The 15,559-nt window shown below is 66.3% G+C and carries 6 protein-coding genes; 4 read left to right on the top strand and 2 right to left on the bottom strand.

What is annotated here, in order from left to right; translation table 11 throughout:
- Window positions 1-50: 50 nt before the first annotated feature.
- Both recQ and yaaA read left to right on the top strand, forming a co-directional pair.
- Complete coding sequence (recQ, locus tag AQUI_RS0106220) at window positions 51-2,132, top strand: DNA helicase RecQ (protein ID WP_051371837.1); 2,082 nt, start codon at window positions 51-53, stop codon at window positions 2,130-2,132.
- Window positions 2,133-2,161: 29 nt separating this feature from the next.
- Window positions 2,162-2,926, top strand: a complete 765-nt coding sequence (gene yaaA / locus AQUI_RS0106215; protein ID WP_027256732.1) for a peroxide stress protein YaaA — start codon at window positions 2,162-2,164, stop codon at window positions 2,924-2,926.
- Between the two features lie 360 nt (window positions 2,927-3,286).
- Here the strand turns inward: yaaA and AQUI_RS27325 are convergent, their stop codons facing one another.
- Window positions 3,287-5,587, bottom strand: coding sequence for a response regulator (locus AQUI_RS27325; protein ID WP_035919832.1), 2,301 nt, complete (start codon window positions 5,585-5,587; stop codon window positions 3,287-3,289).
- 148 nt (window positions 5,588-5,735) lie between these two features.
- Here AQUI_RS27325 and AQUI_RS0106205 point away from each other — a divergent pair, with 148 nt between their 5' ends.
- Both AQUI_RS0106205 and pbpC read left to right on the top strand, forming a co-directional pair.
- Window positions 5,736-11,186, top strand: a complete 5,451-nt coding sequence (locus tag AQUI_RS0106205) for an alpha-2-macroglobulin family protein (RefSeq protein ID WP_027256731.1) — start codon at window positions 5,736-5,738, stop codon at window positions 11,184-11,186.
- Window positions 11,187-11,260: 74 nt separating this feature from the next.
- Entirely contained in the window at window positions 11,261-13,330 is a 2,070-nt protein-coding gene (pbpC, locus tag AQUI_RS0106200) for a penicillin-binding protein 1C (protein WP_425411812.1), read from the top strand.
- Window positions 13,331-13,509: 179 nt separating this feature from the next.
- Here pbpC and AQUI_RS0106190 read toward each other — a convergent pair whose 3' ends face one another.
- The gene (locus AQUI_RS0106190) at window positions 13,510-15,552 is read right to left on the bottom strand and encodes a membrane protein (RefSeq protein ID WP_027256729.1); all 2,043 of its coding nucleotides are present in this window, start codon (window positions 15,550-15,552) and stop codon (window positions 13,510-13,512) included.
- Window positions 15,553-15,559: the final 7 nt, after the last annotated feature.

Here is a 15,559-nt window from a genome sequence, read left to right as displayed (position 1 = left end):
ATTGTGCCTGCCAATACGAGCAGACCACCATTTTGAGGCCCATCGCCCCCATGACAGCCCCGGCACCCCCGGCAGAAGTGTCCCCGGCATCCCTGACCGGTGCGTCCCCTGTCCTGCGCGAGATCTTCGGCTTTGACGCCTTCCGCCCCGGGCAGGAGGAGATCGTCAACGCCGTGACCGCAGGCGAAAACGTGCTGGCGATCATGCCCACGGGCGGCGGCAAGTCCCTGTGCTTCCAGCTGCCGGCGCTGCTGCGCGACGGGGTGACCGTGGTGATCTCGCCGCTGATTGCCCTGATGCGCGATCAGGTCCGCGCCCTGCAGGAGGCCGGCGTCACCGCAGGCGCGCTCACCTCCGGCAATACCGAGGAAGAGACTGAGGCGGTCTGGGAAGCGATCGAGGCCGGGCGGCTGAAGCTCCTTTACATGGCTCCCGAACGCCTCGCCTCGGGCGCCGCCATGGGCATGCTGCGCCGCATCGGCGTCAGCCTCATTGCCGTGGATGAGGCCCATTGCGTCAGCCAATGGGGCCATGACTTCCGCCCCGATTACCTGCGCATCGGCGAGTTGCGCCAGGCTTTGGGCGTGCCGCTGGCGGCCTTCACCGCAACGGCGGACCAGGAAACCCAGGAAGAGATCGTCCAGAAACTGTTCGACGGCGAGGCGCCGCGCAGCTTCCTGCGCGGCTTTGACCGGCCCAATATCCACCTGGCCTTTGGCGCCAAGGACAGCCCGCGCCGCCAGATCCTGGAGTTCGCCGCCGCCCGCAAGGGCCAGTCCGGCATCGTCTATTGCGGCACCCGCGCCAAGACCGAGGCGCTGTCCTCAGCCCTGCGCGAGGTCGGCCATTCCGCCTGTTTCTACCACGGCGGCATGGACCCCGAGAACCGCCGCATCGTCGAGACCCGCTTTGCCCGCGAGGACGGGCTGATCGTGGTCGCCACCGTTGCTTTTGGCATGGGGATCGACAAGCCCGACATCCGCTGGGTCGCCCATGCCGACCTGCCGAAATCCATCGAGGCCTATTACCAGGAAATCGGCCGTGCCGGGCGCGATGGCGCGCCGGCCGAAACCCTCACCCTGTTCGGCCCCGACGACATCCGCCTGCGCCGTTCCCAGATCGACGAAGGCCTGGCACCGCCCGAACGCCGCGCCGCCGACCACGCAAGGCTGAACGCCCTGCTGGGATTGGCCGAGGCATTGCGCTGCCGCCGCCAGAAACTGCTGGGCTACTTTGGCGAGGAGGCAGCGCCTTGCGGCAATTGCGACCTCTGCGATACGCCCGCCGATGTGTTCGACGGCACCACCGTGGTGCGTAAGGCGCTGTCGGCGGTGCTCCGGACCGAGGAATGGTTCGGCTCCGGCCATCTGATCGACATCCTGCTGGGCGCTGACAATGACCGGATCCGGGCCAAACGCCATGATGAGCTGTCGGTCTATGGCTGCGGCAAGGAGTTCGGCAAGCGCCAGTGGCAGGCGGTGTTCAGGCAGATGATGGGCCGCGACCTCTTGCGCCCAGACCCGGAACGCCACGGCGCCCTGCGCTTCACAGAAGCGGCGCTGCCGATCCTGCGCGGCGAGCAATCGATCGAGCTGCGCCGCGACACCATCAAATCCGCCGATCGCCGCCCGGCGGTGAAGGCGCTGGTCTCCGAGGAAGATGCACCGCTGCTGTCCGCGCTCAAGGCTAAGCGGCGGGCGCTCGCCGAGGCGCAGAAAGTGCCGGCCTATGTGATCTTCCCCGATCGCACCCTGATCGAGATGGCCGAGATGCGTCCGGAAACCCTCGACCAGATGGCCCGCATAAACGGTGTCGGTGCCAAGAAGCTGGAACGCTACGGCGACGACTTCCTGAGCGTGATCACTGGCGCTGCGGAACAGCTGCATCCCGCAAGGCGCAAGCTGGCGGGACGCGAGTCCGGTTCTGTGTATGACAGTTTGCTAGAAGCGCAGGCGCAGCTCGCCCGCGGCGATTGCGGCACGTTGAAACCGCTCAGCTGCTCCGCCTCGCTGCTGGCCAAGGTGGCGCAGATGCGCGCAGATGACGAGGCTGGCATCACAAGGCTGTTAGGGGAGCGACGCGCCGAACGTTTCGCGGCGGCGTTTCTGGACGTCCTGCGCGGTGCGGGCTAGGGTCGCGCCAAGAATGTAAAGGGGCAGATATGCTGGTAGTGACCTCTCCGGCCAAGAAGCTGGACTGGGCGGAACGGGAGCAGGAGATGACCTGGCCCGCGCTGCATGATGACGCGGTGGAGCTGGCCGGGGTGGCCCGCGAACAATCCGTGGCGGATCTGATGAAGCTGATGCACATCAGCGAGGATCTGGCCAAGCTGAACCATGCACGGTTTCAAGGGTTTTCGGCGGATCCGGCAACTGTGGCCACCCGCCCGGCGGCGCTGGCCTTTGCCGGCGACACCTATCAGGGTCTGGAAGCGTCTTCGCTGGACTCGGATGAACTGGCCTGGGCGCAGGAACATTTCCGCATCCTGTCCGGTCTTTACGGCGTTCTGCGCCCGTTGGATGCGATGCAGCCTTACCGGCTGGAGATGGGTTCGCGGCTGAAAAATGCGCGCGGCAAGAACCTTTATGAATTCTGGGGCAGCCGGGTTTCCGAAGCGCTGAATACGCAGGCCGAGGCGGTGGATGCCGGCGTACTGGTCAACTGCGCCAGCCAGGAGTATTTTGGCGCAGTGGACTTGGCAGCGCTGAAGCTGCAGGTGGTGACGCCGGTCTTCATGGAAGACAAGAACGGTACCCCCAAGGTGGTGAGTTTCTACGCCAAGCGCGCCCGCGGCGCGATGGCGCGGTTCATTATCCAGAACCGGCTGACAGATGCGGAAAGCCTCAAAGAATTCGACGCCGGCGGCTACGTCTTTCAACCAGCAATGTCGGCCCCCGGTAAACCTGTCTTCTTGCGCGGCGCTTGAGGCAGGAGGAAGGCTCCCGCCCGCTCCTGCACATTCAAAGAATGCACCTTCACGGTTGGGCGTGGCAGCGCGCTCTGCGCGCTGCCACGCCCAAGGCCGCCCAAGGCCGGTGCCGGCGCAGCCGGTGCGCCTGCGGACGCGGGAGAGCTTCTCCGTTGTTTAAGGCAGACAGGGTGATGGAAAGAGCGTCCGCTGCAAACGGGCAGGGCAACACCCGGAAAAGCAGGATCCTGACGGCGCCTGGCAACCGGGACCCAGCTCAGCACAGTGTCAAGAACAGAAGCCCGGGCGCGCCCGGAGAACAGCTTGTTTCACTGATTGACCGCCATGGCGTGCCGGCGGCGGGGGAGACCTGCCAATTCAGAGTGCTTGGGCAACAGCGGGGGCAGGCGGGCCGTCCTGATCCAAGGCCTGTGTCCCGTCCGGCGCACAGGCGCGGATCTTTTCGTGGATCAGCGCCTTGCGCAGCGGCTTGGTCAGGTAATGGTCCAAACCGGCCGCGAGAATGCCTTCCGAATCGCCTGCCATTGCATGTGCAGTCAGGGCCACAACCGGGGTATGGCCGCCGGTGTCCGCTTCGATACTGCGGATCCTGGCTGTGGCTTCCTTGCCGTCCATCATTGGCATCGAGATGTCCATGAAAATCAGATCCGGGCGGAACGTCTGGAAGGCTTCGACCGCCTCCAGGCCGTTGCAGGCAAATTTCAACTCTATGTTCAGCTCTTTCACCATTTTTCTGAACACCAGCTGATTGGTCTTGTTGTCCTCGGCCGCCAGCACCCGCATCCGGCGGATTTCCGGTTCCGGCGGCGGGCCGGCGGGCGGTTCGGTCTGCGGCGCCTCAAGGCCTGCCGGCGGCGCTGCCGTGTCCTCTAAAGTGTCTGCCGCCGTCAGCGCGTCCTGCGGCGGCGCCTCGCAGCCGGGGCCGGCAGCATTGGCCCCCAGTTTGGCCAGCTGGTTGAAAAGATCGTCCCGCGGTGCCGGGGTTTGCAGCACCCCGTCCGCCAGCTGGCGGATTTCCGGATCATTGGCACCATGCGGACCGGAATTCAGCATCAGCACCGGCACCCCGCGCCAGGATCCGGATTTCAGATCCCTCGCCAGCTGCACGCCATCCAGCCCAGGCAGGTTATGGCTGCTGATGACCAGATCAATGCTGTTATGCATTGCGGCAAGCGCACCAGGTGCGGTTTCAGCAGTGGTGACCTGAATGCCCAGCATCTGCAGATGCTTTTGCAGGATCTCGCAGTTGAGCGGCGCGTCATCCACAAGCAACACATGGCGCAGCGAGCTGGGCAGCTTCGGCAGAGGCCGCTCTGCTGCTCCTTCAATGGGCAGCGGCAAGCGGAAGCCAAAACAGGAGCCTTTGCCTTCCTCACTGTCGACCCAGATCTCGCCGCCCATCATTTCGATCAGCCGCTTGGAGATCGCCAGCCCCAGCCCGGTGCCTTCAAACTTGCGGTTGCGCTCGTCTTCGACCTGGTTGAACTCGCCGAATATATGCTCAATCTTCTCTTCAGGGATGCCGATGCCGGTGTCCTCAATCGAGATATGCACCGCGCATTGCTTGTCATCAGGCGACGAAACACCGGTCACCCGCAGAGTCACATGGCCTTCCTTGGTGAACTTCACCGCATTGCCGGCCAGATTGGTCAGCACCTGCCGGATCCGGCCTGGATCGCCGGTAAAGCGGGTCGGCAGGAACAGGTCGTAATCGACCAGCAGCTTCAGCCCCTTGTCCCGCGCTGTGGGCTGCAGCAGCATCACTACCTCGTGCAGGCTGCGCTCCAGGTCAAAGGGTTCGGGATGCAGTTCCAGCTTGTCGGCTTCGATCTTGGAATAGTCGAGCACGTCATTGATGATGACCAGCAGCGCTTCGCCCGAGTTTTTGATGGTGTTGGCATAAAGCCGCTGTTCCTCGTCCAGCTCGGTGTCGCTCAGCAGCTCGGCCATGCCCACCACCCCGTTCATCGGGGTGCGAATCTCATGGCTCATATTGGCGAGAAAGGCGGATTTTGCCCGGTTTGCCGCTTCGGCGCGGGCACGGGCGCCGCGCAGGTCCTTTTCGTACCGTACGGTCGAGGTGATATCGAGCGCCAGCGTCACCACGTCGCCGCCATGGCCGCGCTGGTCGATCAGCCGCAGATACCGCTCATCCCACAGCTGGATCACCACCGGATCGGGCGAGGGCGAAAGCCAGCGCTCACTCATCATTTCGCGCCAGGCACCGGTGCCCAGCTCGCCGGTATTGATCAGCCCCTCATCGGTCAAAAGCTGCAGTATCCGCCCGTAGGAAATGCCGGGCGACACCTCTTCCAGCCCGTCGAAGATATTGAGGTAGGCGGTGTTCGCCCCGATCAGACTGCCATCGGCATCAAAAAAGGCAAACCCGTCCTGAAACGCCTGGATCGAATGCCACAGCCGCCGCTCCGCAGTCTCAACCTTTTCATGCGCGGTATTAAGATCGGATTTCACCTTGGCGTTTTCGTCGCGCACGGTGGCCACTTCGGCCTGGGTCTGGCCGATCTGCTTGGTCAGTGCCAGCGCATGGCGGCCCAGCTTGCGGTTGGCAGCAGACAGCTCGGCCTGCTTCAGCTCAAGCAGCCGTTCGGCGGCCAGCCGGGCCCGTCTTTCTTCCGCTAATTTGCTGGCAAGGGTCATCCCTGCGAACTCCGGCAATACATTAACACGAACAGCGCGCGGCAATTCCGCACGCAGGAGACAGCAGGGCTGCCCTTACGTGTTACGCGGGTGAATCTTGCTATGACGTTAAGCCCGTGCCAGCCTGCGCCCAGTATTGGAGGGTGCCATGCCGCGTCTGTTTGCTTCTGTTCTACTTTATATTATTGCTTCTATTACGTTCCTGCCCGCTGCCTGGGCCGGACCGGAGGTTCCTGACTTTCGGTACAGGGCTTTTGCCAACACCGATTTTTTCGGCTCGGATCTGCATCCGCTGTTCGACACGGATGCCGAGGCCTGCGCGCGGGCCTGTTCTGCCCAGACGGATTGCGCCGGCTTTGTGTTCAATCAAAAGGCAAATGCTTGCTTTCCGAAATCAGCCCTGACTCAGCGCAGTCCCTATGAGGGCGCCTTTTCTGCGCTCAAACAGCCGGCGCCCGGCGGGCTTCAGGCAGAGGCCGCCGGGCGGGCAAGCCGGCTGGACGCAATTCCGGACCTGGAATTGCAGCGCGCTGCCGGGCTCGCGCAGTCGCTGGGCCTGGCCTATCCGCTGACAACTGAGGACGCGGCCAAGGCGGTCTCGGCAGCCCGTTCGCTGTTCCGCGCCGGGGAGCCGGTCGCGGCGCTGCGCTGGATGGGGCAGGCCGTGGTGCTGACGGATGCCGCTCAGGATTGGACCCGTTTCTCGGCCTATTTGCTGCGGGCCGCCAAAGATTCTGGCAACCGCTCCCAGCAGCGCAGTTTCCGGCAGGAGGCTTACTTTGCGGCCCTCAATGGCTACTTGCGGGCGGGCCCCCCGGCAGATCAGGCGCAGGCCCTGCGTCAGGCCGCCGAAGCGGTAGAGGCGCTTGGCCGTGGACGGGAGATGCTGCCGCTGCTGCGTCTGGCTGACAATATCATTCCGCTCAAGGCAAATGCCGAGCTGATCAACTATGCGATCCGGAAATACGGTTTTCGCGTGACCGGCTCCACGGTTGAAAGCGACAGTGCAGCGCCCCGTATCTGCGCTGAATTCTCCGAAGATCTGGAACAGGCCGGAACCGATTACGAAAACTATGTGCGCTTGGCCGGCAGCAGCCTGGTGGCAACTGCATCCGGGCGGCAGCTGTGTTTTGACGGGGTGGAGCATGGCAAGCGCTACCAGCTGACCCTGCGCCGCGGCCTGCCCTCGGCCAGCGGTGAGCAGCTTTTTAAGGATGTGGAGCTGACCCATTATGTGCGCGACCGTGCGCCTAAGGTCCGCTTCCCGGGCCGCGCCTATGTGCTGCCCGCAGGCGGCCCGGCAGCGTTGCCTGTGGAAACCGTGAACCTCACAGAACTTGACCTGCGCCTGCGCCGGGTCAGTAGCCGCAACGTGCTGCGCACTCTGCAGGAGGGGTACTTTGCCAAGCCGCTCTCCCAATGGGAGGATAAGCATTTCGCTTCTGATATAGCCGAGGAAATCTGGACTGGCAGCGCCGAAGTGGACACTGCGCTCAATCAGGCAATGACCAGCCGCCTGCCGTTGGACGATGCCCTGATAGGGCAAAAGAAACCCGGCCTCTATGCCCTCACCGCGCGGATACCCGGGGCCGATCCCTATGACGATGCCGGCGCCACGCAATGGTTTGTGCTGACCACCCTTGGCCTCAGCACCATGTCCGGTAGCGATGGTCTGCATGTGCAGGTCCAGGGCCTGGCAGATGCCAAGCCGCAGGAAGGCGCCGAGGTCAGTTTGATTGCCAGCGCCAATGAGGTTCTGGCTACTGAAACCAGCGACGCGAGCGGCTATGTGCATTTCGCTCCCGGCCTCATCCGTGGCGCTGGCGGCGCGGCACCGGCGCTGATCACCGCGCGGGCGGGGGAGGGGGATTTCACCTTCCTGCCGCTTAATGATGCGGCCTTTGACCTGTCGGACCGCGGCGTTGCCGGCCGCCCTGCACCGGGGCCGGTGGATGTGTTCCTTGCCACCACCCGCGGTGCCTTTCGCGCGGGCGAGACCGTGCATGTGACCGCTTTGGCGCGCGACAGCAGGGCGAAAGCGGTCGAAGGCTTGCCGCTGACCGCGATCCTCTTGCGTCCCGACGGCGTGGAATACACCCGCCAGACCTCCGCGGGCGGCCATCAGGGCGGCCATGTCTTTGCGCTTGCGACCGGCCCCGCTGCCCCGCGCGGCACCTGGCGGCTCGAGATCAAGAGCGACCTCAAGGCCCCCGCGCTCGCCAGCCGCCAGATCCTGGTCGAGGATTTCCTGCCCGAGAGTATCGATTTCGAACAGCAAGTCGCCAATGCGGACAGCCTCCAGCCCGGCAGCGCGGCCCAGATCGCGCTGCAAGCCGACTACCTTTTCGGCGCCCCCGGCGCGGGGCTGAAGGTCGAGGGTGATATCCGTCTCACCGCCGCTAATACGCTGACTGAGTGGCCCGGCTTCCGCTTTGGCCGCTACGATGAAGCCTCCTCTGACCAGACCGAATATTTCGGCGGCCAGAAAACCGGCCCCGACGGCAGCGCGTCCTTTGCGGTCAGCCTGCCCAAGACCACCCCGGCAGAGGGCAAGCCGCTGCTGGCGACCCTCACCACCCGCGTTGCCGATGGCGCCGCCCGCCCGGTTGAGCGCTCACTTGACCTGCCGGTGCGCCCTGCCGCTCCCGTCCTCGGCATCAAGCCGCTGTTTGACGAGGTCGCGGCAGAAGGCTCCGAGGCAGGCTTCGAATTCATTGCCCTGTCGCCGGATCTGAAACCGATGCCGATGCGCGTGAAATGGACCCTGAACCGGGTCGAGACCCGCTATCAGTGGTATCAGCTCTATGGCAACTGGAACTGGGAGCCGATCACCCGCCGCACCCGCATCGCCACTGGAGAGGCGCAGCTGGGCAGCGACCCCCTGCCTCTGTCCCAGCCCGTGGACTGGGGCCGCTACGAGCTGGTGGTGGAACGCCTCGACGGCTCCTATGCCTCTGCCGCCTATGACTTCTACGCCGGCTGGTACGCGCCTGAAGGCAACGCTGAAACACCTGCCCGGCTGGAGCTATCCTTGGACCGCGAAAGCTATACCCCCGGCGATACCGCCCGCCTGCGCATCGTGCCGCAGGCTGCGGGCACCGCGCTGATCTCGGTTGTCTCGAACCACTTGATCCACCGTATGGCTGTCGAAGTCCCGCCCGGCGAAACCCTGATCCCACTGGAGGTGACACAGGACTGGGGCAGCGGCGCCTATGTCACCGCAACCGTGATCCAGCCAGTGGCGGGCGAGCGCGGCCGCACCCCGCTGCGCGCCCTGGGGCTGGCCCACGCAAGCGTCACCCAGCTCGACCAGCAATTGCAGGTCGCCATTGACGTCCCGGAGGTAGCCCGCCCCCGCGGCACGCAAGTGGCGAAACTCCGTATCGATGGCGCGGCAAAGGGCGAGGAGGTCTGGCTGACCGTGGCCGCCGTGGACCTCGGCATCCTCAACCTCACCGGCTTCACTAGCCCCGACCCCAGCGCGCATTACCACGGCCAGCGCCGTCTGGGGATGGAGCTGCGCGACGTCTACGGGCGGCTGATTGATCCCGGCAACGGCGCCATGGGCCGGACCCGCTCCGGCGGCGACGCGGACAGCGGCCTCAAGATGCAGTCGCCGCCGCCGACCCAGGATCTGGTGGCGCTGTTCTCCGGTCCCTTACAGGTGGACGCAAATGGCGAGGCCGAGTTCCCGCTCACGCTCCCCGCCTTCAACGGCACCCTGCGGCTGATAGCGGTGGCCTGGTCCGGCCGTGCCGTGGGCCAGGCCGAGGCCGATATGCTGGTGCGCGATCCGGTGGTGGTCACCGCCGCGCTGCCGCGCTTCCTGGCACCGGGCGACCAAAGCCGCGCCCGGATCGAGATCGTGCACGCCGATGGCCCCGCAGGAGAGATGGCGCTGGCGGCCAGTACCGCAGGCGGCCTGACGCTGGGCAGCCTGCCTGCCGCCGTCACCCTGGCGGAACAGGGCAAGGTGGTGCTGGAGCTGCCGGTCACCGCGCAAACCGTGGGAGACCACCAGCTGACCCTCACCCTCACCACCCCGGACGGGCAGGAGCTGCGCCAGGACCTGCGCTTGGCCGTCCGCGCCAATGACCCGGTGGTGACCCAGACCCGCCGCTTCACCCTGGCCGGCGGCGATAGCTTCCTGTTCAACGGAGAGGTCTTCACCGGCCTGCGCCCCGGCACCGCCCGCGCCACCATCTCCTCCGGCCCGCTCGCCAAATTCGACGTGCCGGGCCTCCTGGCGGAACTGGACCAGTACCCCTATGGCTGCACCGAGCAGGTAACCTCCAAGGCGCTGCCGCTTCTTTATCTCAGCAGCGTTGCCCAGGCGGCCGGGCTGGGCAACGGCCCGGCAGTGGATGCCCGCATCAACGCCGCCATTCGCAAGGTGCTGACCCGGCAGGCCCCCAGCGGCGCCTTTGGTCTGTGGCGTGCCGGCAGCGGCGAATTCTGGCTGGACGCCTACGCCAGCGATTTCCTCAGCCGCGCCCGCGCGCAGGGCTACGCGGTGCCGCAGCAGGCATTTGCCCAGGCGATGGACAATCTGCGCAACCGCATCAACTATGCCGCCGATTTCGACAGGGGCGGGGAGGAGATCGCCTATGCCCTCCTTGTGCTGGCGCGTGAAGGCGCGGCCCAGATGGGCGACCTGCGCTATTACGCGGATGTGAGGGGCGACGCCTTTGCCACGCCCCTCGCAGCCGCCCAAATGGGCGCAGCGCTTGCGGCCTATGGCGACCAGCGCCGCGCCGACCGGATGTTTGCCCGCGCCGCGCAGATGATCGGCTCAGAAACGCAGGATGAGGCCCGCCTCTGGCGCGACGACTTCGGCACAAGGCTGCGCGACACCGCTGGCGTTCTGGGGCTGGCGGCAGAGGCCGGGTCGGCAGCGGTGGACCGAGTCAGCTTGTCGGCGCGGCTCACCAACGCATCCGGCTACCGCTCCACTCAGGAGTCCGCCTGGACCCTGATGGCGGCCCATGCGCTGGCGCAGAACCCCGAAGACTCGGGCCTGCTGGTCAACAGTCAGCCCGTCCAGGGCCCTTTTGTACAGGGCGCAGACGGGCAGGACATGCCGGAACTCGCCCTGACCGCCGCCGGCGGGCGCACCGCGGAAATCACCCTCACCACCCTTGGCGTGCCTGAGGTGCCGCCCGCCGCAAGCGGTTTCGGTTACACGATCGAGCGCAGCTACTTCACGCTCGAGGGCCAGCCGCTGGACGTGCAGTCCGTCGTTGCTGGCGCGCGCTTTGTGGCGGTCCTGCGGGTGAAACCGCATGAGAAAACCGGCGCGAGGCTGATGATCAACGACCCGCTGCCCGCGGGGTTTGAGATCGACAACCCGAACCTCCTGCGTTCCGGTGATCTGCGCGACCTCGACTGGCTGAACCCGGCAGAGGCCGAACACGCAGAGTTCCGCAGCGACCGCTTCCTGGCCGCGGTGAACGTGCGCGATGCAGCGCAGGTGACGCTGGCATATGTGGTCCGCGCGGTCACGCCCGGTGTGTTCCACCATCCGGCGGCCTCGGTCGAAGACATGTACCGCCCCGCCTACCGTGCCCGCACCGGCACCGGGCGCGTGGTCGTGAAGTGAAACGCTGGTGGAAAAGAACGGAGGGCATCGCCCGTCCGCGGGGGGGCGAGTATCGCCCGCCCGAGGGGGCGGACGTGCGATGCCCGGCCTATCAGCCAGGTGAAAAGTGGAAATGGTATACCGCTACTTTAGCGGTCCTGCTTGTTGCAGCCTTTACAGTCTATCGTACCTTCGACGCTTGGATAGACCAAACAGACCTCCCCCTCACCCTCACTGAAACCTCCACCGAAGTCCTCGACCGCAACGGCAAGCTGTTGCGCGCCTACCCTGTGGGTGACGGCCTCTGGCGCCTCGCAGTTCAGCCCGCAGACGTGAACCCGCGCTTCCTCGACATGCTCCTGCGCTACGAGGACAAACGCTTCCGCTCCCACGCCGGTGTCGATCCCATCGCCCTATTGCGCGCTGCGGGCCAGGCGCTGTGGAACGGACGAACCGTCTCCGGCGGCTCCACCCTCACCATGCAGGTCGCGCGCCTGCTGGAGGACGGCACCACCGGGCGCTGGTCCGGCAAATTGCGCCAGATGCGGGTGGCTCTGGCGCTGGAACGCCGCTTGAGCAAGGAGGAGATCCTCACCCTCTACCTGACCCACGCTCCCTATGGCGGCGCGGCAGAGGGCATCCGCGCGGCAACTTACAGCTGGTTCGGCAAGGAGCCAAAGCGCCTGACCCCGGCAGAGGCCGCGCTGCTGGTCGCCCTGCCGCAGAGCCCCGAACACCGCCGCCCGGACCGCTTCCCTGCGGCCGCCAATGAGGCTCGTGATCGGGTGCTGGAACGAATGCAGCACCAGGGCCTCGTCAGCGATGAACAGGCCAAGGCCGCTCGCCGCGCCCCGCTGCCGCACCGCATGGCCGCCTTCCCGCGGCTGGCCCCGCATCTGGCGGACCGGGTGACGGCGCTGCATCCTGGCAAACGCCAGCTGCGCCTGACCCTTGACGGCGCATTGCAATCGCGGATGCAGCAGCTGCTGGCAGAGGCCGTGCGCAGCACCGGCCCGCGCCTCTCCGCCGCGCTTATCGCCGCCGACCACCAGACCGGTGAGGTCTTGGCGATGGTTGGCTCCCCCGGCTACTCCGACGCGACACGCCGCGGTTTTGTGGATATGACCCAGGCCATCCGCTCGCCCGGCTCCACCCTGAAACCGCTGGTCTACGGTCTCGCCTTCGACCAGGGGCTGGCGCATCCGGAAACCCTGATTCATGACGGCCCCGTCAACTTCGCAGGCTACGCGCCGCAGAATTTTGACGGTGAGTTCCGCGGCGATATCCGGGTGCGCGAGGCGTTGCAGCTGTCGCTCAACATCCCCATTGTGAAGCTGGCACAGGAGCTGGGGCCGGCACGGCTGATGGCGGCCCTGCGCGTGGGCGGCGCCAGGCCGGAGCTGCCCGGCGCTGGACCCGGCCTGGCGCTGTCGCTTGGCGGTGTCGGCATCAGCTTGCAGGACATGGTGCAGCTTTACGCCGGGCTGGCGGCAGGCGGGCGCGGATCAGGGCTGCGGGTGATGCAAGGAGAGGCGCAGAGAACCGCAGGCCGCCTGATCTCGCCCGAGGCCGCCTGGCAGGTCGGTGACATCCTGCGCGGGCTGCGGGTGCCCGCGGGTGCGCGCGCCGGAACGCTCGCCTACAAGACCGGCACATCTTACGGCCACCGCGATGCCTGGGCGATCGGCTGGGACGGGCGCCACGTGATCGGCGTCTGGATGGGCCGCGCCGACGGCACGCCTGTTCCCGGCATCTTTGGCGGCGATCTGGCCGCGCCGGTGCTGTTTGAAGCCTTTGGCCGCCTGAAACCCGCGTTCGATCCCTTGCCTCCGCCGCCCCCCGCCACGCTGATCGTCAGCTCCGCCGAACTGCCGCAGCCCTTGCGGCGCTTCCGTCCCCGCGATGCGGCCTTCTCAGAGCCAGCAGATGCGCCGGAGCTGATTTTCCCGCCCAACGGCGCCCGGCTGGCGCTGGGCAGCAGCGGCCTCACCCTGAAATTGCGCGGCGGCACTGCGCCTTTCCTGGTGCTGGCGAATGGAGAGCCGGTGCTTTCGGGGCAAAGGCAGCGAGAATTCTCCGTCCCCTCTCCCGGCCGCGGTTTTTCCTCGTTGGTGATTGTCGATGGTGCAGGCCGATCTGACCGGGTTGACCTGCGGATTGACTAATGCAGGTGGATCAATTGACCCGAGGCATTGCCGGGCAGAGGTGTTTCGCTTCGGGCTGCGCCCGAAGCGATCCGCGCCGCGCCTTTGGCGCGGCGCATGGCCCAACTTTCGCTGGGTTCCGGCAGGAAACCTGCGATGGGCGGGAGGGCCCCGCCCGTTGTGAAACCGGTTGAAATCGTCTACCGCCGCCCTTCCCGCAGCCAGCCCGCGACGGTAAAGAAAGACGCCATCACCAGCGCCAGCCAGCCTGGCAGCAGCGGTCCTTGGCTGACCGAGAGGGTCTCATAAGCTTCCCGCGGTGTGAGGCCGATCCAGCTGCGGCCCGCCGCGGGCCGTGCGGCCCGCACGCTGCGCAAGGACGGCATCCCGTCCTCCAGCCGCAGCACACCACCACGCAAAGGTTCCAGCACCGGGGCAAGCACATCGCCGGTGGCAATGGTTTCTTCGAACTCCTTCGGTGCCGCAGGCCCCAGCCCCGCCACTGCCGTCTCGCCGCCTTCCTCCAGCCGGTAGAGCCCAGCCTCCGGCCCTTCATAGCGGGCTTCCCACTGGCCCGGCGCGGTCTGGCGCAGCGCCAGCTCCACGGTGGAGCCATCCGGGTTGGTCACCGTCACCGGCCCGGCCTGCCCGGCCAGGGTGCGGCGGAGGATCCGCATCCGCTGGCCCGAGGCTTCGGCCCACAGCGCTTCTTCCTCCAGCTCCGGTTCCCTCATCATCCAATGGGCTAGACGGCGCAGCAGTTCCAGCTGCGGCCCGCCGCCTTCATAGCCGCGGCTCCACAGCCAGGCGTGGTCTGACGCCAGCAGCGCCACCCGGCCCTCGCCGACTCGGTTCAGCACCAGAAGGGGCCGTTCGCCCGCGCCGCTCATCAGCACATGGCCCTCAGGCGCGCGCAGATCGACCTGGCGCAGCCAGCGGCCCCACTCCTCCGCCCCCTCCAGGCCCGAGGTCACGGGATGCTGCTTGCCCAGATCCGTCACCTCGGGGCGGTAGGCCTCCTCCAGCACCCGCGCCGAAGGCTCCGCCGGCAGGATCAGCGACAGGGGCGAGCGGTAGATACTGTCGGCGCTGGCAAAATCCGGCCCCGCCGCCACCAGCACCGCGCCGCCGCCCATCGCGTAGTTCGCCACATTGTCCAGATAGACCGCTGGCAGGATGCCGCGCCGCTTGTAGCGGTCAAAGATGATCAGGTCGAAATCCTCAATCTTCTCCAGAAACAGCTCGCGGGTGGGGAAAGCGATCAGCGACAGCTCCTCCACCGGCACCCCGTCCTGCTTCTCGGGAGGGCGCAGGATGGTGAAATGCACCAGATCCACCGCGCTGTCGGATTTCAAAAGGTTGCGCCAGGTGCGCCCGCCCGCGTGCGGCTCGCCCGAGACCAGCAGCACCCGCAGCCGGTCGCGCACCCCATTGATCTGTACCAGCGCATGATTGTTTCGCGCGGTCAGCTCGCCCGGTTCTTCCGGCACGCTGAACTGGATCACATTGCGCCCGCCGTGCTTCAGCACCATCGGCAGCTCGAAATCCACGCCGACCGGCAGGGTAAAGCGCTGCGGGGCGTCACCGCCGACCGAAATATCCAAATCAACAAAGCCGCCCTGAACCGGCACCGCGCCCTGATCCTCGACCCGCAGCGTCAGCTTCACCGGCTCGCCGATGATGGCAAAGCCGGGGGCGTTTTTCACGATCAGACGGCGGTCCCAATCATCCTTACGGCCGGTCAGCAGCAGATGCATCGGCGCAGGCAGGTTCAACACCTGGCCCGCGTCATGCACCTGCCCGTCGGACAATGCGATGATGCCGGCCACCCGTGCCCGCGGCTCATCTGCCAGGGCCTGCGTGATGGCCCCCATCAACCGCGTTCCCTCGTCGCCCTCACCATCCGGGACCGTGACCCAGTGCACCTCGGTGCCTGCCCGGGCAGCCAATGCTGCCTTCAGCTGGGTCCGCGCCCGCGCCATCTGCTCCGGGCGGTCGCGCAATCGCTGACTGGCGGTCTGGTCCTCGGCCACAATCACGATATCGCTTAAGGGTGCACGGTCCTCGCTCTGATGCACCGGGCCTGCAAGCGCGGCCAGCAGCACAAGCGCCGCCAGGGCGCGCAAGGCCCAGCCCGACAACCCCTTCCAAACACCCAGGATCAGCACCGAAAGGGTCACGCCGCCCGCGGCCCAGATCACGGGCCAGGGCACCAGCGGGTCAAACAGGATTGTCTGTGTCATCGCGTTC

Origin of the sequence: Leisingera aquimarina DSM 24565 (genome assembly GCF_000473165.1) — a bacterium.
Lineage (GTDB): Bacteria > Pseudomonadota > Alphaproteobacteria > Rhodobacterales > Rhodobacteraceae > Leisingera > Leisingera aquimarina.
Note: the sequence above shows the minus strand (reverse complement) of the source record. Positions and strands in the feature narration are given on the sequence as shown.